Source organism: Stenotrophomonas maltophilia, assembly GCF_013464915.1.
GTDB lineage: Bacteria > Pseudomonadota > Gammaproteobacteria > Xanthomonadales > Xanthomonadaceae > Stenotrophomonas > Stenotrophomonas maltophilia_AT.
Genome location: NZ_RAVT01000027.1, coordinates 63524 through 82903, shown reverse-complemented (window position 1 = coordinate 82903; position 19380 = coordinate 63524). Strand labels below are relative to the sequence as shown.

At 66.9% G+C, this 19380-nt stretch carries 15 protein-coding genes; 7 read left to right on the top strand and 8 right to left on the bottom strand.

Annotated elements, in window-relative coordinates; genetic code table 11:
- Window positions 1–2: 2 nt before the first annotated feature.
- From D7T59_RS10315 to creB, 4 genes are all read right to left on the bottom strand, one after another.
- Window positions 3–413, bottom strand: coding sequence for a hypothetical protein (locus D7T59_RS10315; RefSeq protein WP_180852211.1), 411 nt, complete (start codon window positions 411–413; stop codon window positions 3–5).
- Between the two features lie 10 nt (window positions 414–423).
- Entirely contained in the window at window positions 424–1743 is a 1320-nt protein-coding gene (creD, locus tag D7T59_RS10310) for a cell envelope integrity protein CreD (protein ID WP_164138758.1), read from the bottom strand.
- A gap of 81 nt (window positions 1744–1824) precedes the next feature.
- Window positions 1825–3285 carry a two-component system sensor histidine kinase CreC gene (creC, locus tag D7T59_RS10305; protein ID WP_164138760.1) on the bottom strand — a complete coding sequence of 487 codons (1461 nt, stop codon included), beginning with the start codon at window positions 3283–3285 and terminating at the stop codon, window positions 1825–1827.
- Window positions 3286–3288: 3 nt separating this feature from the next.
- The gene (gene creB / locus D7T59_RS10300; protein ID WP_180882683.1) at window positions 3289–4014 is read right to left on the bottom strand and encodes a two-component system response regulator CreB; all 726 of its coding nucleotides are present in this window, start codon (window positions 4012–4014) and stop codon (window positions 3289–3291) included.
- A gap of 35 nt (window positions 4015–4049) precedes the next feature.
- On the opposite strand from creB, the gene D7T59_RS10295 reads away from it, so the two are divergent.
- The 4 genes from D7T59_RS10295 (at window position 4050) to D7T59_RS10280 (ending at window position 9826) form a co-directional block, all read left to right on the top strand.
- A complete protein-coding gene (locus D7T59_RS10295) occupies window positions 4050–4907 on the top strand; it encodes a 23S rRNA (adenine(2030)-N(6))-methyltransferase RlmJ (RefSeq protein WP_164138764.1) in 858 nt (285 codons plus the stop codon).
- 95 nt (window positions 4908–5002) lie between these two features.
- Complete coding sequence (locus D7T59_RS10290) at window positions 5003–5548, top strand: GNAT family N-acetyltransferase (protein ID WP_004150340.1); 546 nt, start codon at window positions 5003–5005, stop codon at window positions 5546–5548.
- Between the two features lie 150 nt (window positions 5549–5698).
- A complete protein-coding gene (mfd, locus tag D7T59_RS10285; protein ID WP_180852209.1) occupies window positions 5699–9163 on the top strand; it encodes a transcription-repair coupling factor in 3465 nt (1154 codons plus the stop codon).
- 45 nt (window positions 9164–9208) lie between these two features.
- Window positions 9209–9826, top strand: a complete 618-nt coding sequence (locus tag D7T59_RS10280) for an HD-GYP domain-containing protein (RefSeq protein WP_180852207.1) — start codon at window positions 9209–9211, stop codon at window positions 9824–9826.
- Window positions 9827–10040: 214 nt separating this feature from the next.
- On the opposite strand, the gene D7T59_RS10275 is transcribed toward D7T59_RS10280, so the two are convergent.
- Window positions 10041–12134, bottom strand: coding sequence for a M13 family metallopeptidase (locus D7T59_RS10275; protein ID WP_180852206.1), 2094 nt, complete (start codon window positions 12132–12134; stop codon window positions 10041–10043).
- A gap of 137 nt (window positions 12135–12271) precedes the next feature.
- Here D7T59_RS10275 and D7T59_RS10270 point away from each other — a divergent pair, with 137 nt between their 5' ends.
- On the top strand, window positions 12272–12733 hold the full coding sequence (locus D7T59_RS10270) for a hypothetical protein (protein WP_180852204.1): 462 nt from the start codon (window positions 12272–12274) through the stop codon (window positions 12731–12733).
- A gap of 110 nt (window positions 12734–12843) precedes the next feature.
- On the opposite strand, the gene gpmA is transcribed toward D7T59_RS10270, so the two are convergent.
- On the bottom strand, window positions 12844–13593 hold the full coding sequence (gene gpmA / locus D7T59_RS10265) for a 2,3-diphosphoglycerate-dependent phosphoglycerate mutase (protein WP_014036448.1): 750 nt from the start codon (window positions 13591–13593) through the stop codon (window positions 12844–12846).
- 94 nt (window positions 13594–13687) lie between these two features.
- On the opposite strand from gpmA, the gene nfi reads away from it, so the two are divergent.
- Complete coding sequence (gene nfi, locus D7T59_RS10260) at window positions 13688–14371, top strand: deoxyribonuclease V (protein ID WP_180852202.1); 684 nt, start codon at window positions 13688–13690, stop codon at window positions 14369–14371.
- Between the two features lie 308 nt (window positions 14372–14679).
- On the opposite strand, the gene D7T59_RS10255 is transcribed toward nfi, so the two are convergent.
- Window positions 14680–15660: a cation diffusion facilitator family transporter gene (locus tag D7T59_RS10255; protein ID WP_164136808.1), complete on the bottom strand. Its 981-nt coding sequence runs from the start codon at window positions 15658–15660 to the stop codon at window positions 14680–14682.
- A 221-nt stretch (window positions 15661–15881) separates the two neighbouring features.
- On the opposite strand from D7T59_RS10255, the gene D7T59_RS10250 reads away from it, so the two are divergent.
- Window positions 15882–16808 (top strand): hypothetical protein, encoded by a 927-nt coding sequence (locus tag D7T59_RS10250; protein WP_180852200.1) that lies wholly within the window; start codon window positions 15882–15884, stop codon window positions 16806–16808.
- Between the two features lie 45 nt (window positions 16809–16853).
- Here the strand turns inward: D7T59_RS10250 and D7T59_RS10245 are convergent, their stop codons facing one another.
- A complete protein-coding gene (locus D7T59_RS10245; RefSeq protein ID WP_180852198.1) occupies window positions 16854–19103 on the bottom strand; it encodes a TonB-dependent siderophore receptor in 2250 nt (749 codons plus the stop codon).
- Window positions 19104–19380 lie beyond the last annotated feature (277 nt).

The window sequence follows — 19380 nt, the reverse complement described above, 5'->3', positions numbered from 1 at the left end:
AATCACCCATTCCACCCCAGCCACAACTGCGCCCGCTCGGGCAGCAGCAGCAACCAGTGCCGCCGGTCGATGCTGCTGCAGCCGTACACTGCCGCGTGTGCCGGCCAGCCATCCGGAAGGCCGCCGATGCCGATCTCGGCCAGCGCCTCCGCCCCGGCCTTCCATGGCCGGTAGCGCGGCACCCGGCCTGCCACCGCGCCGCGTCCCTGCCGCGCGCCCTGCAGCCAGCGCAATCCCTGCCCCCGCAATCCCTCGCAGGTCACCGCCGCCAGCTGGAAGCGGACCAGGCCGGGGGCGATCCGTGCCCCCGGCAGGGCCGCCAGCACGCCATGTGCCTGCAGCAGTGCATCCACTTCCAGCAGGGCCGGAATGCCCTGCCGTGCCCGTTGCCGCAACCCCTGGCGCCAGCCCATGGCGTGCTCCTTACTTCAGTTCCGCGCCAAGCGCGTACCAGTCGACCCGGCGGGTCACCCACATCGCCAGCGCCAGGATCACGAACAGCAGCAGCGAACCCATCAGCAGCGCGTTGTTCTCCGACACCAGCAGGCCATACAGCGCGCCATACAACACGGTCAGCAGCGCAGCGAAGCCGAGGCCGCGCTTCCAGTGGCCCAGCACGTTGGCCAGGTACACCGCCTGCAGGCCGATACAGGCCACGGCCGAAACCAGGTAGGCCTTCCAGAATGCGATGTGCTCGGACAGGCTGATCAGCAGCAGGAAGAAGATCGCCAGCGCCAGGCCCACCATCAGGTACTGCAACGGGTGGATGCGCAGCGACCTGATCAGCTCGAACAGGATGAAGCCGACGAAGGTCAGCAGCACGAACAGCACCCCGTACTTGGAAGCGCGATCGGCCTGGGTGTAGGTATCGACCGGATCAACCAGCGACACGGTCACCGCCTGCGATTCGACCGCACCGTCACTGCGCAGCTGGCGCTGTGCGTCGGAGGCCAGCGAGGACACCGCCCAGCGCGCATCAAAGCCCTGCGCATCAACGCGGCGCTCATTCGGCAGGAATGCACCGCTGAACGACGGATGCGGCCAGCTCGAACGCAGCGCGATGTGGGTGTCATCGCCCACCGGTACCACCGACAGCATGCGGCTTCCGTCCAGGCGCAGCTCCAGCTCCACGGTGCTGGCGGCCAGCGTGCCGCCATGGTCTTCGGCGAATCCGGCCACAGGTGCATGCAGACCGCGGCCCACTTCGCTGGCTGCGCCGACACCGGGCAGCAGGCGCAGCTGCTTGCCATCCACGCGCAGGTTCGGCGTACCCACCAGGCCACGTACATCGGAAATGCCCACCGCTACATACGGCTGGCCGTAGCTGCGGCCGGCCTTCACCGGATAGTCGTCTGCGGCGAAGGTCGCCTTCATCTGGCCGTTCCAGCTGTACACCGGCACCTTGAACAGGCCGACTTCGCGCTGGCTCGGCAGCATTTCACCGCCGACCTCCAGCGACGCCGGCATCTGCAGCCAGTGCCCTTCGGTGACCTGTACCTCGGTCTTCTTGACGCCCAGCGGGTCGACCAGCTCAACCTGCTTGCGTTCCACCCACGGCACCACCCGCACCGGGCCCACCAGCTGCTGTGCACCGGCGCGGCTGTCGGCCACCCGCGAGAAGGCCTCGTCGCGGTACGCACTGCGTTCGTTGATGACACCGCGGATCATCGTCAGCGGAACCAGCAGCAGCAGGATCAGCCCGCCGACAATGGCGAACCGCAGCAGCATCTTCAGGGATTTCATGGTCCATCCTCGTTGGAGAGGGCTGCAGGATGGACCGCCGCAGTGAGCAGGGTTTGTGGCGAACTTGAAGCGAGTGTGAAGTCAGCGGCGCGAGCGCTGGCCCGGCGCGCCCAGCGGCAGCCACAGGCAGGCCACGGTGCCGCCCCCCTCGCGGATATCCACACTGGCACGTCCATCATGCAGGCGGGCGACCTCCTGCACGAACGGCAGGCCCAGGCCGGAACTACGCCGGCCGCTGCCCGGGCGTGCCAACGAATAGAAGCGTTCGAACACCCGCTCACGCGCGTAGTCGGGAATGCCGGCGCCACGGTCGGCCACCTGCAGGCGCACGCCCTGCCCGTCCACCTCGGCCTGCAGCGCGATCTCCGCGCCGGCCGGCGAGAAGGCAATCGCGTTTTCGATCAGGTTGTGCAGCGCCTGCCGCAGCAGGTAGCCGTCGCCCTGCACCTGCAGGTCGGGCACGCTGCCGATGCGGACCTGCACGCCCGCCGCTTGTGCGCGCACCTGCGCGGCAGCGGCCGCATCGGCCAGCAGCACTGGCAATGCAATCGGATCGCGGGTCTGCAGCCAGCCGTGCTGTTCCACTTCGGCCAGCGCCAGCAGTTTGTCGATGGTCTCGGTCAGCCGCTCCTGCTGATCGACGATGCTGCGTGCGAAATGCATGCGATCGGCTTCCGGAAGCGGCTCCTGCAGCAGCTCGGCGGCACCGCGGATCGCCGCCAATGGGCTCTTCATCTCATGCGTCAGTGACTGCACGTACTGCTCGACGTAGGCCTTGCCCTCCAGCTTGCGGCGCATGGTTTCCAGCGCCTGGCCCAGATCGCCGATCTCGTCGCGGCGGCGGCGCGGCGGTGGCACCGGTTCGCCGGCGCTGACCGCGCGCGCATAACGGCTGAGCTGGCCCAGGCCGGTGGTCAGCCACATCGTCACCAGCACGCCGACCAGCGCCGACAAGCCGATCAGCCAGGCACCGCGCTCGATGATGGCGCGCTGGCTGGCGGCGATGAACGGATCGATGCTGCGGTTGGGCTGGGCCAGGCTGAGCACGCCGATCAGGGTACGCCCATCGGCCGGGTCATATACCGGCGCTGCCACATGCATCACCGTATCGCCCTCTTCGCCGGCAATCTCAGGGCTGGAGCGGGCGCCGTACTCGCCGCGCAGCGTGCGGTACACATCATTCCAGCGCGAATTGTCGCGCCCCAGGTCGCGACCCAGCGAGTCGTAGATGACGATGCCCTTGGCATCGGTGATGGTCACCCGGTAATCCAGCGAACGCTTCGGAAAGCGCCAGACCATCGCCTTCAGGTCACGCTGTCGCGCCTTGGCCAGATTGCGGGTGAAGCTGCCGCTGCGGATGGTACCGGCCTTGACGTCGGCGGCGGCCATTTCGGCCAGCACGTTGGCCGCATCGACCAGGGTCGATTCCATTGCCTGGCGCACACCGGGCTTCACTTCGTTGACGAACACGCGCATCACGAAGAACGCAGCAATGCCGGTGATCAGGAAGAAGCCCAGGAACAGCTTCAGTACCAGGCGCATCGGCTAGACCTCCAGCGCGTAGCCGAGGCCACGATGGGTACGGATCGGGTCTTCGCTGGCACCGGCCGCGCGCAGCTTGGCGCGCAGCGTTTTTACATGGGTATCGACGGTTCGGTCAGCGCTGTCGGCGCTGCTGTCCCAGCCACGGTCCATCAGCTGGGCACGGCTGAGAATGGCGCCGGGGCGCTGCAGCAGCGCCTCCAGCAGCGCGTACTCGTAGCGGGTCAGGTCCAGTGCCTGGCCATGGAAGCGGATACGCCGGCCTTCACGGTCGATGGCGAAGGCGCCATGCTCCTGCCAGCCCGCATCGGCGCCGGGCGCTGCGATGACCGGTGCCGCACGGCGCAGCCGTGCGCGCACCCGCGCCACCAGTTCGCGCGGCGAGAACGGCTTGGTCATGTAATCGTCGGCGCCCAGTTCCAGGCCGAGCACCCGGTCCACTTCGTCGTTGCGGGCGGTCAGGAAGATCACCGGCAGCTGCGCCACCGGCCCGGCCWGCGCGCGCAGGCGCCGGCATACCTCGAAGCCGCCCAGGTCGGGCAGGCCCACGTCCAGCACCACCACGTCGATATCCCCGGCCTGCAGCCGCTGCAGGGCCTCGCCGCCCAGCAGGCAGTGGCTGGCGGCATAGCCCTCGCTGCGCAGCGCATAGAGCACGGTTTCGGCGATGGCGGCTTCGTCCTCGACTACCAGGACATGGGCAACGGGAGCTGTCATGGCGCGCAGCATAGCCGCTGCGGCCGTCGCCCCGTACACTGCCGCCCATGAACTATCGCCACGCCTTCCATGCCGGCAACCACGCCGATGTGCTCAAGCACATCGTGCAGCTGGCCCTGATCGACAGCTTCAAGCGCAAGGACAGCCCGTTCTTCGTGCTCGACACCCACGGCGGTGCCGGCCGCTACCTGCTGGCCAGCGAGGAGAGCCGCAAGACCCTCGAGGCCGAATCCGGGATCATGCGGCTGATGGCCCAGCCCAAGCTGCCCGAGGTGGTCGAGCGCTATCTGAAGGCGGTACAGGCCGACAACCCGGTAGGCGCGCTGACCAATTATCCGGGCTCGCCGCTGCTGAGCGCGCAGGCCATGCGTGCGCAGGACCGCATGGCGGTGTGCGAGCTGCAGGAAGCCGAAACGGCCACGCTGAAGGCGCTGTTCGCGCATGACAGCCGTGTCGGCGTGCATCCGGGCGATGGCTACGCGCTGCTGCGTTCGCTGCTGCCGCCGAAGTTCAACGGCAGCAAGATCGGACGCGGCCTGGTGCTGATCGACCCGCCCTACGAGGCGCAGGACGCCGAGTACCAGGCCGTCCTGGCCGCTCTGGCCGAGACCCTGGCACGCTGGCCGCAGGCCACCTGCGCGGTCTGGTTCCCGATCAAGCAGCGCCGCACCATCCTGCATTTCCTGCGCAAGGCCACCGCCCTGCCGGTGAAATCGGCGATGACGATCGAGTTCCTGGTGCGCCCGGACGACTCACCGCTGCGCCTCAACGGCAGTGGCATGCTGCTGCTCAACCCGCCCTGGCAGTTCGACCGGGTCGTGGGCCCGGCCCTGCCGGCACTGCGCCAGCACCTGGGCGAACCCGGTGCCAGCACCCGCCTGGATTGGCTCAAAGCCCCCGAATAACGGCCTTCACGAGGCTGTACCGCCGTGAGCCTTTCGTTCACGGAATGCAGCCCCGGTGATGCCACAATCGATGGACCACCAAGGAATCACCCGGTATGGCCACTCGCAACCGCATGCCGCCCTGGCATGAGATCTTCAAGGCTCCCAGCGGCCACGAGCTGCTGATCCGCCCCATCCGCCCGGAAGATGGCGCACCGCTGCAAGCGGCGTTCAGCCTGTTCGGGCCGGAAGAAATCCGTGATCGTTTCCTGCAGGCGGTGACCGAGCTTTCGCCGGAAACCACCCAGCGCCTGACCCACCCGAATCCCAAGACCGAGATCACCCTGGTCGCTGCCGAATCCCTCCCCGCCGGTGAGGCGGTGGTCGGCGCGGTCGCCCGGGCCTCGATCATCCCCGGTACCCGTGAAGCCGAGTACGCGATCCTGATCAGCCGCTTCCTCATTGGCCAGGGCCTGGGCCGGCAGCTGATGCGCAAGCTGGTGAAGTGGGGCCGCGGCAAGTACCTGGACCGCCTGTACGGCGACGTCGCCGCCGAGAACGAGCCGATGAAGCAGCTGGCCGCCTCGCTGGGCTTCAAGCCGGTGCCGCACCCGACCGGTGCCGAAGGCCTGGTGCGGATGGTGCTGGAGCTGGACAACTGACCGTAGCGCCGGGCGTGGCCTGGCGACGCATTACCGGTAGTGCCGGCCGCTGGCCGGCATTCCACTACCCCAACGGCGCATGAGGCTGCCGGCCAGCGGCCGGTACTACACACCGAGCCAGGCGGGGGCTTCTGCTAAAATCCGGGGTCCATGTCGCGTACCTCATACCCCGCCCCGCCGCTGCCGCGTGCCGGCCAGCTCCGCGCCTGGTGGCGCGCCCCCGCCTCGCCGACCGCCCTGGCCTGGTACCTGGCCCAGGCCGCGCGTGCGCACGACGCTCCGCTGCTGGTGATTGCCCGTGACAACCACGGTGCCAACCAGCTCGAAGCCGACCTGCACACCCTGCTCGGCGGCGACCCGGCCCTGCCGGTGGTCGCCTTCCCGGACTGGGAAACCCTGCCCTACGACCGCTTCAGCCCGCATCCGGACATCATCTCGCAGCGCCTGTCGGCCCTGCACCGCCTGCCCACGCTGAAGCGCGGCCTGGTGATCGTGCCGGTGCAGACCCTGCTGCAGCAGCTGGCCCCGCGCAGCTATGTGATCGGTGGCAGCTTCGACCTGAAGGTCGGCCAGCGCCTGGACCTGGAAGCCGAGAAACGTCGCCTGGAAAGCGCCGGCTACCGCAACGTGCCGCAGGTGATGGACCCGGGTGACTTTGCCGTGCGCGGTGGCCTGCTCGACGTGTTCCCGATGGGCGCCGACGAGCCGCTGCGTGTCGAACTGCTGGACGAGGACATCGACTCGATCCGTGCCTTCGATCCGGAAAGCCAGCGCTCGCTGGACAGGGTCGAGGCGGTGCACATGCTGCCGGGCCGCGAAGTACCGATGGACGAGGCCAGCATCGCCCGCGTGCTCGCCACGCTGCGCGAGCGCTTCGACGTCGATACCCGGCGCAGCGCGCTGTACCAGGACCTGAAGTCCGGGCTGGCCCCGGCGGGCGTCGAGTACTACCTGCCGCTGTTCTTCGAACGCACCGCAACCCTGTTCGACTACCTGCCCGACGGCAGCCTGCCGGTAGTCTGCGCCGGTGCCGGCGAAGCCGCCGAGGCGTTCTGGGCGCAGACCGGCGAGCGCTACGAACAGCGCCGCCACGACGTCGAACGGCCGCTGCTGCCGCCGTCGGCGCTGTACCTGTCGCCGGAGCTGCTGCGCGAGCGCCTGAACGATGCCCCGCGCATCGAGGTGTGGGCTGCTGACCACGCACGCATCGCCGACGCGCATCCGCTGGGCGACCAGCCATTGCCGCCATTGCCGGTGGCCGCACGCGACGCACCGGCCGGCGACGCACTGAAATCCTTCCTCGGCCACTACCCGGGCCGCGTGCTGATCGCCGCCGATTCGCCCGGCCGTCGTGAAGCCCTGCTGGAAGTGCTGCAGGCCGCCGAGCTGAAGCCGCCGGTGGTGGCCGACCTGCCCAGCTTCCTCACCGACGATGCGCGCTTCGCGATCGCGGTGGCGCCGCTGGAAGATGGCTTCGCACTGGACGATCCGCGCATCGCGGTGCTGACCGAGCGCCAGCTGTTCCCCGAGCGCGCCGGCAGCACCCGCCGTACGCGGCGGGCCGGCCGCGAGCCGGAAGCGATCATCCGCGACCTTGGCGAGCTGACCGAGGGTGCGCCGATCGTGCACGAGGACCATGGCGTTGGCCGCTACCGTGGCCTGATCGCGATGGACGTCGGCGGCATGCCCGGCGAGTTCCTCGAAATCGAATATGCCAAGGGTGACCGCCTGTACGTGCCGGTCGCCCAGCTGCACCTGATCAGCCGCTACTCGGGCGCTTCAGCGGAGACGGCACCGCTGCATTCGCTCGGTGGCGAGCAGTGGAGCAAGGCCAAGCGCAAGGCCGCCGAAAAGGTGCGCGACGTCGCTGCCGAGCTGCTGGAGATCCAGGCCCGCCGCCAGGCGCGCGCCGGCCTGGCCCTGCAGGTGGACCGCGCAATGTACGAGCCGTTCGCGGCCGGTTTCCCGTTCGAGGAAACCCCGGACCAGCTGGCCGCGATCGATGCCACCCTGCGCGACCTGGCCAGCAGCCAGCCGATGGACCGCGTGGTCTGCGGCGACGTCGGCTTCGGCAAGACCGAGGTCGCGGTGCGCGCCGCGTTCGCCGCCGCCAGTGCCGGCAAGCAGGTGGCCGTGCTGGTGCCGACCACGTTGCTGGCCGAACAGCATTACCGCAACTTCCGCGACCGTTTCGCCGATTACCCGCTGAAGGTCGAGGTGCTGTCGCGCTTCAAGACCACCAAGGAAATCAAGGCCGAGCTGGAAAAGGTCGCCGCCGGCACCATCGACGTCATCGTCGGCACCCATCGCCTGCTGCAGCCGGACGTGAAGTTCAAGGACCTGGGCATGGTGATCGTCGACGAAGAGCAGCGTTTCGGCGTACGCCAGAAGGAGGCCCTGAAGGCGCTGCGCGCCAACGTGCACCTGCTGACCCTGACCGCCACGCCGATCCCGCGCACCTTGAACATGGCCATGGCCGGCCTGCGCGACCTGTCGATCATCGCCACGCCGCCACCGAACCGGCTGGCGGTGCAGACCTTCATCACCCAGTGGGACAACGCGCTGCTGCGCGAAGCCTTCCAGCGCGAGCTGGCGCGCGGTGGCCAGCTGTACTTCCTGCACAACGACGTGGAAAGCATCGGCCGCATGCAGCGCGAGCTGTCCGAGCTGGTGCCGGAGGCGCGCATCGGCATCGCCCACGGGCAGATGCCCGAGCGCGAGCTGGAAAAGGTGATGCTGGATTTCCAGAAGCAGCGCTTCAACGTGCTGCTGTCGACCACGATCATCGAGTCGGGCATCGACATCCCCAACGCCAACACCATCATCATCAACCGCGCCGACCGCTTCGGCCTTGCCCAGCTGCACCAGCTGCGCGGCCGCGTCGGCCGTTCGCACCATCGCGCTTACGCGTACCTGGTGGCCCCCGACCGCCGCTCGATCACCCCGGACGCCGAAAAGCGCCTGGAAGCCATCGCTTCAATGGACGAACTGGGCGCCGGCTTCACCCTGGCCACGCATGATCTGGAGATCCGCGGTGCCGGTGAACTGCTCGGCGAGGACCAGAGCGGGCAGATGGCCGAGGTCGGCTTCAGCCTGTATACCGAGCTGCTGGAACGCGCGGTGCGCAGCATCAAGCAGGGCAAGCTGCCCGACCTGGATGCCGGCGAGGAAGTGCGCGGTGCCGAAGTCGAGCTGCATGTGCCGGCGCTGATTCCGGAAGACTACCTGCCGGACGTGCACACTCGCCTGACCCTGTACAAGCGCATTTCCAGCGCGCGCGACAGCGATGCACTGCGCGAGCTGCAGGTGGAGATGATCGATCGTTTCGGCCTTCTGCCGGATGCCGCCAAGCACCTGTTCGCCATCGCCGAGCTGAAGCTGAAAGCCAACACGCTGGGCATCCGCAAGCTGGACCTGGGCGAGAACGGTGGCCGCATCGTGTTCGAGTCCAAGCCGAACATCGATCCGATGGCGGTGATCCAGCTGATCCAGAAACAACCGAACCTCTACGCCATGGAAGGGCCTGACAAGCTGCGCATCAAGCACCCGCTGCCGTTGCCGGAAGACCGCTTCAATGCGGCCCGCGCCCTTCTGACCACCCTCGCCCCGGCTTGATCGCCCCCCGAACACCCCGCACCGGTCCCCACCCGGTGCGGGCGGATGACCATGTTCCCTGACGCCGTACCCGCCCCCGACCTGCTGCACGCGCAGGCCTGCCTGATCGACGCCCTTTCGATGTCGCTGCAGATGCGCGACGCCTACACCCGCCACCATTGCGACCGCGTTGGCCTGCTCGCGCAGCGCCTGGCCACGCACTGCGATCTCGACGACGATGCCTGTTCGCAGATCGGCCTGGCCGCGCGCTTCCACGACATCGGCAAGATCGGCATCCCCGACGATGTACTGCTGACGCCGCGCCGGCATACCGACGAGGAACGCGCGATCATGCGCGAGCATCCGGTGCGCGGCGAACACATCTTTCTCGCCACCGGCCGCAGTGATGCGGCCCCGGTCGCACGCCTGATCCGCGCCCATCACGAAGCCTTCGATGGCAGCGGTTATCCCGACGGCCTGCGTGGCGAAAGCATTCCGCTGGGCTCACGCATCGTCACCGTTGCGGATGCCTACGATGCCATGACCAGCGTGCGCCCCTACCGCGCAGCGATGGAACGCGAGACTGCGTTGCGCATCATCGACGAGCAGTCCGGCGGCCTGATCGATCCCTATGTGCTGCAGCGCTTCCATCGCATGCTGGCGCAGGAACCGGAGCTGGCGTAGCTGCCTACCGCCGGGCATGAACTGACGCGCCAGCCGACGCACCTGTAGAGTCGACCGTTGGTCGACTGCTCTTCGTCCAGACCGCGAAAATCCCGCGCTGCGCGCGATAGTCGACTAACAGTCGACTCTACCAGTCCGCTCCTCGCTACCGGTCTGGAAGACAAAAGGCCCGGCATTTGCCGGGCCTTCTGCATCACGCATCACGGACGATCGATTACCAGATCACCACGCGCTTGTCGTCGGCACGCACCATCGCGTCGCCAGCCTTGCACTGGAACGCGGCGGCGTAAGACGGCATGTTCGACGGCGCGCCGTTGGCACGGAAGTTGGCCGGGGCGTGCGGGTCGGTGTTCAGGCGGACGCGCAGCTCACCATCGGTGAAGTTGCGGCGCCACACGGTGGCCCAGTTCATGAAGAAGCGCTGGTCCTGGCTGTGACCATCGACTTCAACGTTCGCCTTCGGATCTTCCTTCAGCGCCATCTGCAGCGCGTCGTAGGCCACGGTCAGGCCGCCCAGGTCGCCGATGTTCTCGCCCAGGGTCAGTTTGCCCTTCACGAACACGCCCGGCACCGACTCGTAGCCATCGAACTGTGCGACCAGCTGGTCGGTACGCTCGGTGAAGGCCTTGCGGTCGGCGTCGGTCCACCAGTTGTCGAAGTTGCCGTTGGCGGCGAACTGGCTGCCCGAGTCATCGTAGCCGTGCATCATCTCGTGGCCGATGACCGCACCGATGCCGCCGTAGTTCAGCGCCGGATCGGCCTTGGCATCGAAGAACGGCGCCTGCAGGATCGCCGCCGGGAACACGATCTCGTTCTTGGTGGCGTTGTAGTAGGCGTTGACCGTCTGCGGGGTCATGCCCCACTCGGTCTTGTCCACCGGCTTGCCGATCTTGTCCAGCATGTAGCGGTAGTTGAACGTGCGCGCCGCCTGCATGTTGCCCAGGTAGCTGTCACCGTTGGTCTGCAGGCCCGCCCAGTCGCGCCACTTGTCCGGGTAACCGATCTTCGGGGTGAAGCTGGCCCACTTTTCCAGCGCCTTCTTCTTCGTTTCCTCGCCCATCCACGGCAGCTGCTCCAGGCGCGCCTTCAGCGCCTGCGACAGGTTTTCCACCAGGTGCTGCATGGCCACCTTCGACTCGGCCGGGAACACGGCGTCGACGTACAGCTGGCCCAGGGCTTCGCCCATGCCGCCGTTGACCGATTCCAGCACACGCTTCCAGCGCGGCTGCATTTCCTGCTGGCCGCGCAGGGTCTTGCCGTAGAACTCGAAGTTGGCCTTCTCGAACTGGCTGCTCAGGTACGGCGAGGCATCGTCGATGGTGTGGAAGCGCAGGTAGGCCTGCCAGGTGCTGGCCGGCACGTCGGCCAGCATCTTGTCCATTTCACCGAAGAAGCCCGGCTGGGCCAGCGAGAACTTCTGCGCGGCCGGTACCTTCAGGGTGTCGAACAGCGCGGTCCAGCTGAAGTTCGGGGTCAGCTTGTCGGCATCGGCAGCGCTGAGCGGGTTGTAGCGCTTGGCCGGATCACGCATCTCGATGCGCGACATCGAGGCCTTGGCCAGGCGGGTTTCAAAGGCCATCACGGCCTTGGCCTGCTCGGCGGCCTGTGCAGCATCCGCGCCGGACAGGGTCAGCACCTGGGCGATGTAGGCCACGTAGGCGTCGCGGATCTTGGCCTGCGATTCGTCGAAGTAGTAGCCCTTCTCCGGCAGGCCCAGGCCGCCCTGGCCGACGTAGGCGATGACGTTGGCCGAATCCTTGTAGTCGGCATTGGCGAACAGCGAGAACAGCACGCCCTTGCCCTCGGCCTGGCTGTCGCGCAGATACTGGGTGATGGCGGCGGTATCGTTCAGCGCGGTGATCTTGTCCAGCTGCGGCTGCAGCGGTGCCAGGCCGGCGGCTTCGATCTTGGCTTCATCGTTGCCGGTCTTCCAGATGTCACCGATCTTGGCTTCCACCGAGCCGGCCTTGGCCTGGCTGGCCGCGGCCTGCTGCACCAGTGCGTGCTGCACTTCCAGCGAGCGCTCGCGCAGGATCTCGAAGCTGCCCCAGGTGGTCTGGTCACCCGGCACCGGGTTGGCCTTCAGCCACTTGCTGTTGACGAAGCCATTGAGGTCGGTACAGGCCGAGATCGACGGGTCCAGATCGGCGCTGTTGAGCGAGATCAGCGGGGTCTTGATCTGCGACAGGTCGAAGGCCGGCTTGGCGTCGGCGTTGGCGGCCGGCGCGGATTCATTCTTGCCACAGGCTGCCAGCGAGGCAGCAATGGCGATGGTCAGGCCCAGCGGGGCCAGGTTGCGGAAGTTCATGAGGCTCTCCTGCGGGTAATTTCACAGGGTAGCCGGGGGAACGGGACTGGGGACCGGCCAAAGGTCACGAGCCCGTGGAGTCGCCAACCAACTGCACGCCGGTATTCTTGTCTTCCCGATCACCGGATATCGCGCCCATGGACGACGCTGCGCTGCTACTGGCCCTCGACAGCCGCGAGTATCTATTCCTGACGGATATTGGCGAACCGGAGGCCAACTGTCTGCGGCTGGTCATCGAGGAGGGACAGGTGAAAGGAGAGCCTCGCCCAGTGGACCTCGGCAATGGACGTTCGATCGAGGGCGTGCGCGCGATAGAGATAACTTCCCATTCGCAGCGGTTCAAGCTGGTTTGGAACGCCTACATCAGCTACGCCGTGCACAACGAGTCCTACCAGAGCTGGGACGACTCCGAAGCCTGGAGCGGCAACCTGTTCCGCCGTTACAGCCGTTCGAAGTTCCTCGATTATCTGGAACGTGCCACCTTCGCTGACACCCGTTACCCCGGCCCATTCATGCACTATCAGGTGATATGCCAGGACCACGTCATCGACATTGCCGCGTTGCAGCCACCGAGAGCGCGTCTGTTGGGTCCTTCGTAGCTGGCAGATGCAGCCACCCATGGGGTGGCTCTACTCGGGTGCGACAGCGCCAGCCAAGCATGGCTCGACTCTACAAAAGCGAAGGCCGGCTTGCGCCGGCCTTCTGCTTCTTATTTCGCCTTGCCCTGGTTGGCTACGGCTTCAGCGGCCTTGCGCGCTGCTTCCGGGTCGCCCAGGTAGCGGAACGACTGCACCGTCAGGTCGTCGTTCAGTTCAAACAGCAGCGGGATGCCGGTCGGAATGTTCAGCTCGAGGATTTCCTCGCGCGACACGTTGTTGAGGTACTTGTACAGCGCGCGCAGCGAGTTGCCGTGCGCAGTGACCAGCACGGTCTTGCCGTCCTTCAGCTGCGGCGCGATGGCGTCGTGCCAGTACGGCAGCACGCGGTCGAGCGTCGTTGCCAGCGATTCGGTGCCCGGCAGCGCGTTGCGGTCCAGGCCGGCGTAGCGACGGTCGTGGATCGGGTGGCCGGGGTCTTCCAGGTCCATCGGCGGCGGCGGGATGTCGTACGAACGGCGCCACACCTTGACCTGCTCTTCGCCGTGCTTGGCAGCGGTCTCGGCCTTGTCCAGGCCCTGCAGGCCACCATAGTGGCGCTCATTGAGGCGCCAGGACTTGTTCACCGGCAGCCAGTCCTGCTCCAGCTCGGCCAGTGCACCCTGCAGGGTGTGGATGGCGCGCTTGAGCACGGAGGTGTGGGCGACGTCGAACTGCAGGCCTTCCTCGCGCATCAGGCGACCGGCGGCGGCCGCTTCCCGGCGCCCCTGCTCGGTCAGGTCGACATCAACCCAGCCGGTGAAGCGGTTGTCCAGGTTCCACTGGCTCTGGCCATGGCGCAACAGTACGAGTTTACGGGTCACTGCAGGGTCTCCAACGCGAGGAAAGGCAGGCCGCCATTGTAGCCCCGGGCGCCGCTCACCGGGCCGTGGCACCGCGCATGCGATGCTGTGACCAATGAATACGGTGATCGATCCCGGGCGCTGGGAAGGCAGCGTCGCCACTGCCCGCGCGCAGCAGATCCAGCTTGCCGGCCGCGTGGAGCGCCAGGACCGCCTGCCACGCACGGTGCGCTGGCTGGCCGGGCTGGATGTCGGCTTCGAGGACAACGGCGCCACCACCCGCGCCGCAGCGGTGCTGCTGGATGCGAAGACGCTGCAGCCCGTGGCGCAGGAGATCGCGCGCATTCCCACGGTGATGCCGTACATCCCCGGCCTGCTCAGCTTCCGCGAGCTGCCAGCGTTGTTGGCCGCGCTGGCGCTGCTGCCGCGCACGCCGGACCTGGTGTTCGTCGATGGCCACGGCGTCAGCCATCCGCGCCGGTTGGGCGTGGCCGCGCACCTGGGTGTGGTCACCGACCTGCCCAGCATCGGTGTGGCCAAGTCGAAACTGGTGGGACGGTTCGTCGAACCGGGCGCCGAGGCCGGCGCGCATACGCCGCTGCTGGATGGCGATGAACAACTGGGCTGGGTGCTGCGCAGCAAGATCCGCTGCAAGCCGCTGTTCGTGGCCGGCGGCCATCGGGTCAGTGCGGATACTGCGCTGGACTGGGTACAGCGCACTTTGCGGGGCTACCGCCTGCCGGAGCCGACCCGGCTGGCGGACCGGCTGGCTTCCCAACGAGGTAGAGTCGACTGTTAGTCGACTATCGCGCGCAGCGCGGGCTCTGTCGCAACCACGCGGTAGAGCAGTCGACTAACAGTCGACTCTACCCAGCCGGTTTCATCCAGTCGGTTTGATCCAGCCGGTTTCATCCADCCGGTTTCATCCAGTCGGTTTCATCCAGTCGGTTTGATCCAGCCGGCTTCATCCAGTCGGTTTCATCCAGTCGGTTTGATCCAGCCGGCTTCATCCAGCCGGCTTCATCCAGCCCGTTTCGTCCAGTTGGTTTCGTCCAGTTGGTTTCACCCGGCCGGTTTCACCCGATCGGCGTCCCCGCATTTCCCCATTCAACGATGCACGTGACCGCGATGGCCCTGCGCGTCCTCACCATGGTCGTGACCTTCGTGGCCCTCGTGCTCGCCGCCCTTCACCGGCGCCGGTTCACCGCAGGCTTCGCCGCAGTGGTCGGCCTCGATCTGCAGCGTCACGTGCTCGATGCCGAAATCATCGTGCAGGCGGGCACCCAGCTCACGGCGCAGCGCATCGGCATCGGTGCCGTCGCGCATCACGACATGCGCGGTCAGCGCCGGGGTGCTGGAGGCCAGCGCCCACACGTGCAGGTCATGCACGTCCAGCACCGCGGCATGGCCGGACAGGCTGTCGCGCACCTTGGCCACGTCCATGCCCTTGGGCACGCCTTCCAGCAGCACGTTGATCGCCTCGCGCATCAGCACCCAGGTGCGCGGCAGCACCCACAGGCCGATCAGCACTGCCAGGATCGGGTCGATCGGCTTCCAGCCGGTGAACTGGATCAGCACCGCACCCGCGATCACCGCCACCGAGCCGAGCATGTCCGCCCACACTTCCAGGTAGGCACCCTTCACGTTGAGGCTCTCGCCGCTGCCGGCCTGCAGCAGGCGCATCGAGATCAGGTTGATGACCAGGCCGGCCGAGGCGATCACCAGCATGCCGGTGGAGGCGATCTCCTGCGGCTTGCTGAAGCGCCCGACGGCTTCCCACAGGATGTAGCCGGCAACCACGAACAGCATCGCGCCGTTGATCATCGCGCCCAGTGCTTCCAGGCGTGCGTAGCCGTAGGTGCGGCGCGCGTCCGGCGGGCGTCGGCTCAGCCGTACCGCGATCAGCGCGATCATCAGCGCCAGCGCATCGGTGGCCATGTGGGCCGCGTCGGACAGCAGCGCCAGGCTGTTGGTCCAGAACGCGCCCACCACCTCGACGACGAGGAAGGTGGAAGTCAGGCCGAGTGCCCACCACAAGGGCTTCTCGTGGCGGATCTCGGATGGCAGGTGATCGTGGTCGTGGCCCATGGCAACAGCTCCTTTGCGATGGAGGCAGGCTACGCCGGCGGCCGTGGGGAAACTATCACGGTGTTTATAACATTGCAGACTGCACACCGCGGCTCGCCGCAGCTTGCGCCCGTGCCGGGCCACACTATGATGGCCCCATCCCCTGTGGATGGGGAACGGGCGGCCGGATCGCTTCGGCGTTGCTGCCCGCAATGGACACCCAAGCACAAGGAATCCGGAACATGTGGACTACCAAGACCCCCTGGGTCGCCGTCGCCGTGGCCTGCGCGCTGGGCACGGCCGCAAGCGTCTCGGCCAAGACCTGCCAGCAGAACTTCCAGGCGGTAGGCGACCCCCGCAATGGCCAGTTCTTCACCTCCGAGGTCACCCTTCCCGGCCTGAAGCCCCGCAGTGCGCTGGGCCAGCTGCGCAAGGCGGCACTTGACGAAGGCAACAACTTCGTCAGCGGTGATGTCATCACCGAGACCGAAGGCCAGATGTACGTGCTGCAGACCGACACCAAGATGCCGCTGGTCAGCATCATCACCGCCTCCAATGGTGGCAACGTGGTGGTCGGCACCAAGCTGTCGCGCGGGCAGACCGCCAAGGAAGAGGACGCACGCAGCGCGCTGTGTGGCTGGCTGGACAAGCTGAAGACCGGCCCCGAAGGCGAGGCGATCGCCGAAGCCGTGCGTGTTTCCAGCGGTTTCGACAAGCCGATCCAGGCCACCGCGGTCGGCATGTCCACCGAAATGGGCAAGGACTCCAAGCGGCTGCAGCGGGAAATCAACACCGCACCGCTCAGGGCGCTGTTCTCCGGCACCAGCACCCCGCCGGATACCGATGCGATGTACCAGCCGTTGCTCGTCAAGTATTTCGGCCGTCGTTTCATCATCGATGGCCAGGTCTACACCGCCCAGCCGAACCGCTTTGCCAAGACCTTCGAGGTGGGCTATCTGGTCACCAGGATGAAGGGCATCGGTGGCATCGGCGGGCGCCAGTCGAACGACGACAACAACGCCAACTTCACCGTGCACTGTGCGCTGGCCCCGGATCAGATGGCACTGGGCGCCACCCTGCGTGAGAACGACTGGGTGAAACTGGAAGGCGTGGTCGACAAGATGGACACCGGTGGCGTCCACCTGCGCGATTGCCGGCAGGTGAAGTAACCTCCAGGCTGCGCCGGGGAACGCCCCGGCGCAGTTCTCGTCGGATCAGAACCCGAAACGCAGGCTGGCCCAGTACGCGCGGCCCGGTTCGTTGTAGGTCGCCGCGCCGGCATCGCTGCTGTTGGCCTCGCGGAACAGGCGCTTGTCGGCCAGGTTGTTGACGCCGAAACCGAAGCTGACCGTCTCTGTCACCTTGTAGCGCGCGCTCACGCCCCAGATGTTGTACGCACCGCGATCCTGCAGTGCGATCGACGGGTCGCAGGTACCGGTGCAGCGCGGATCGTTGTTGATGTTGGTGGTGGCCGGCTTCTGCTTGCCATAGAACGTGCCGGTCAGCAGCAGCGACAGCTTGTCGGTGGCCTGCCAGTCCAGCATGGTGTTGATCGTGTACTTCGGGATCACCGACAGCGGCTGGCGCGTGGTCTTGTTCTCGTTCTCCACCATGTAGGTGAAGTTGTTGCTCCACTTCAGGCGGCTGCCCTGCTCGCCCAGCAGCGGGATCACCAGGTTGCCTTCCAGCCCCTGCACGATCGCCTTCGGTGCGTTCTCCCAGCGGAAGATGCGGCCGCGGCCGTCGGCGGTCAGGCCGATCTGGTCGTAGCCGGCCTGGATCTTGTCCTTGTAGTCGTTGTGGAAGTAGGTCAACGACGCCTGCCAGCCGCTCTGCGGCGCCCACTCGATGCCCAGCTCCTTGTTCAGGCTGGTTTCCGCCTTCAGGTCCGCGTTGCCGCGCATGTAGCAGCCGGCGCCCAGGCTAGGCAGTGCATTCGGGCAGCCATTGCCACGGGTGTAGTACAGATAGTCCGGGTTCGACTGGTACAGGTTCGGCGCCTTGAACGCACGCGCTATACCGCCCTTCACCACCCAGTCGCTGTTGATGCGGAACTGCGCATTGAGGCTGGGGCTGGTGTTGTTGCCGAACTGGCTGTGATGGTCGAAACGCAGCCCCGGGGTAACGATCCAGCGCTCGCCCAGGTAGATGTTGTCTTCCACGAATACGGCGGTGGTCTGCGCATCGGCCTTGCCGCGCGCTCGGTCGGCCGACAGCCCCGGGAAGCCGCCGCCGCTGCTGCTGGACTGGCTCATCGAATACGGGTCGGTCAGGCGGCTGTCCAGGTATTCAAAGCCCAGCGTCCAGATGTTCTCGGCACCGCCCAGTGTGGTCGGGAAACTCACTTCGCCATCCAGCTGGTAGTTGCGCAGGCGCGAGGTCGACCAGTCGGTGCCGTTGAAGCTGCCTTCCGGGCCACCGGCAAGGCCTTCATTGATGCGCGAGTTGTTCACCGCTTCCACTGCCGCCGTCACCCGCGAAGTGACATCGCCCCAGCGGCCGCGATGGGTGATCGCGCCGGTGTTGCGGTACATGCGGTTGGTTTCCGCCTTGTCGTCGGCCAGGGCGGCCAGATCGATGCCGGTCGAAGTGCCGGTGGTGCTGACCGCACGGTCGCCGGCGTAGATGTTGCCCTGGCGGCTGGTGCCGGCCTCGAACTCGACCACCTGGTTGGCGGTCACGTCCCAGCGCAGCAGCGCGTTGACATCACGATTCTTGACGCCCTCGCGGCCGGCCGGGGGCACCGCGTTCGGATTGGTGGCGTACTGGCGGTTGAGCTCCAGCGAATCGGCGTCGGTCTTGTTGAGGTTGCCGTACAGGCGGAACGACAGGGTGTCGGTCATCGGCCCGCTCAGCTGCAGGCCGACGCGTTCGCTGCCACCTTCAGCGCTGTGCTCGGGTACCAGGCCGTACAGATCGACCGCGCCGGTCAGATCACCGGTCGGGCGCTTGGTGATGATGTTGACCACGCCACCGGAGGCACCCGAGCCGTAGCGCGCCGCCGCCGGGCCGCGCAGCACTTCGATGCGTTCGATCATTTCCGCCGGCACCCAGTTGGTATCGCCGCGCGTATTGCGTTCGCCGCTGCGGCCCATGCGTACTGCATCGCGGGCGCCGATGCGCTTGCCATCTACCAGGATCAGGGTGTTTTCCGGGCCCATGCCGCGCAGATCGATCTGGCGGTTGTTGCCGTACTGGCCCGAGGCGCTGTTGCCGGTCAGATTGACGCCCGGCATGGTGCGCAGCAGCTCGGCAATGTCGTTGGCGGGCGGGCGCCTGGCGATGTCCTCGGCGGTGATGGTCGAGGTACCCAGTGCCTGGCGTGCGATCTGCGAGGCGGTGACATGCACCGTGTCGATATCGGTGGCGTCGGTTTCGGCCTGGGCGGTCAGGGCGCTGCCCGCCAGCAGGGCGGCAACGGCAAGCGCCAGCGGGCGCGGCGAAAGGACAATGGCAGGGGACATGGTCTGGACCTTCTGGCAGGGCAACGGGGCCTCTGGCAAAGGGCTTGAGGCAACGACGAGGGGGAGGCGGAGCGTCGCTGCAGTCACCTGCGGCCCGATCCGTGCGCGCATTCTCCCATCAATGCGAGTGATTCTCAAATGCGTCTACTCATTGCAGCAGCGGCACCGATGTGGTTTGCGCACCGTGCAACCCTGCACCGCGCGTAAACTGGCCGGCCAACCCGCCATCAACCGCACGCCGCCGCGGCCGATACCCGTGGTTTGCCGTACGCAGTCA

Excerpts from the sequence above, each read along its gene's own strand:
- D7T59_RS10315 (WP_180852211.1), bottom strand. The coding sequence starts at position 413 with ATGGGCTGGCGCCAGGGGTTGCGGCAACGGGCACGGCAGGGCATTCCG.
- creD (WP_164138758.1), bottom strand. The coding sequence starts at position 1,743 with ATGAAATCCCTGAAGATGCTGCTGCGGTTCGCCATTGTCGGCGGGCTG.
- creC (WP_164138760.1), bottom strand. The coding sequence starts at position 3,285 with ATGCGCCTGGTACTGAAGCTGTTCCTGGGCTTCTTCCTGATCACCGGC.
- D7T59_RS10295 (WP_164138764.1), top strand. The coding sequence starts at position 4,050 with ATGAACTATCGCCACGCCTTCCATGCCGGCAACCACGCCGATGTGCTC.
- D7T59_RS10290 (WP_004150340.1), top strand. The coding sequence starts at position 5,003 with ATGGCCACTCGCAACCGCATGCCGCCCTGGCATGAGATCTTCAAGGCT.
- mfd (WP_180852209.1), top strand. The coding sequence starts at position 5,699 with ATGTCGCGTACCTCATACCCCGCCCCGCCGCTGCCGCGTGCCGGCCAG.
- D7T59_RS10280 (WP_180852207.1), top strand. The coding sequence starts at position 9,209 with ATGACCATGTTCCCTGACGCCGTACCCGCCCCCGACCTGCTGCACGCG.
- D7T59_RS10275 (WP_180852206.1), bottom strand. The coding sequence starts at position 12,134 with ATGAACTTCCGCAACCTGGCCCCGCTGGGCCTGACCATCGCCATTGCT.
- D7T59_RS10270 (WP_180852204.1), top strand. The coding sequence starts at position 12,272 with ATGGACGACGCTGCGCTGCTACTGGCCCTCGACAGCCGCGAGTATCTA.
- nfi (WP_180852202.1), top strand. The coding sequence starts at position 13,688 with ATGAATACGGTGATCGATCCCGGGCGCTGGGAAGGCAGCGTCGCCACT.
- D7T59_RS10255 (WP_164136808.1), bottom strand. The coding sequence starts at position 15,660 with ATGGGCCACGACCACGATCACCTGCCATCCGAGATCCGCCACGAGAAG.
- D7T59_RS10250 (WP_180852200.1), top strand. The coding sequence starts at position 15,882 with ATGTGGACTACCAAGACCCCCTGGGTCGCCGTCGCCGTGGCCTGCGCG.
- D7T59_RS10245 (WP_180852198.1), bottom strand. The coding sequence starts at position 19,103 with ATGTCCCCTGCCATTGTCCTTTCGCCGCGCCCGCTGGCGCTTGCCGTT.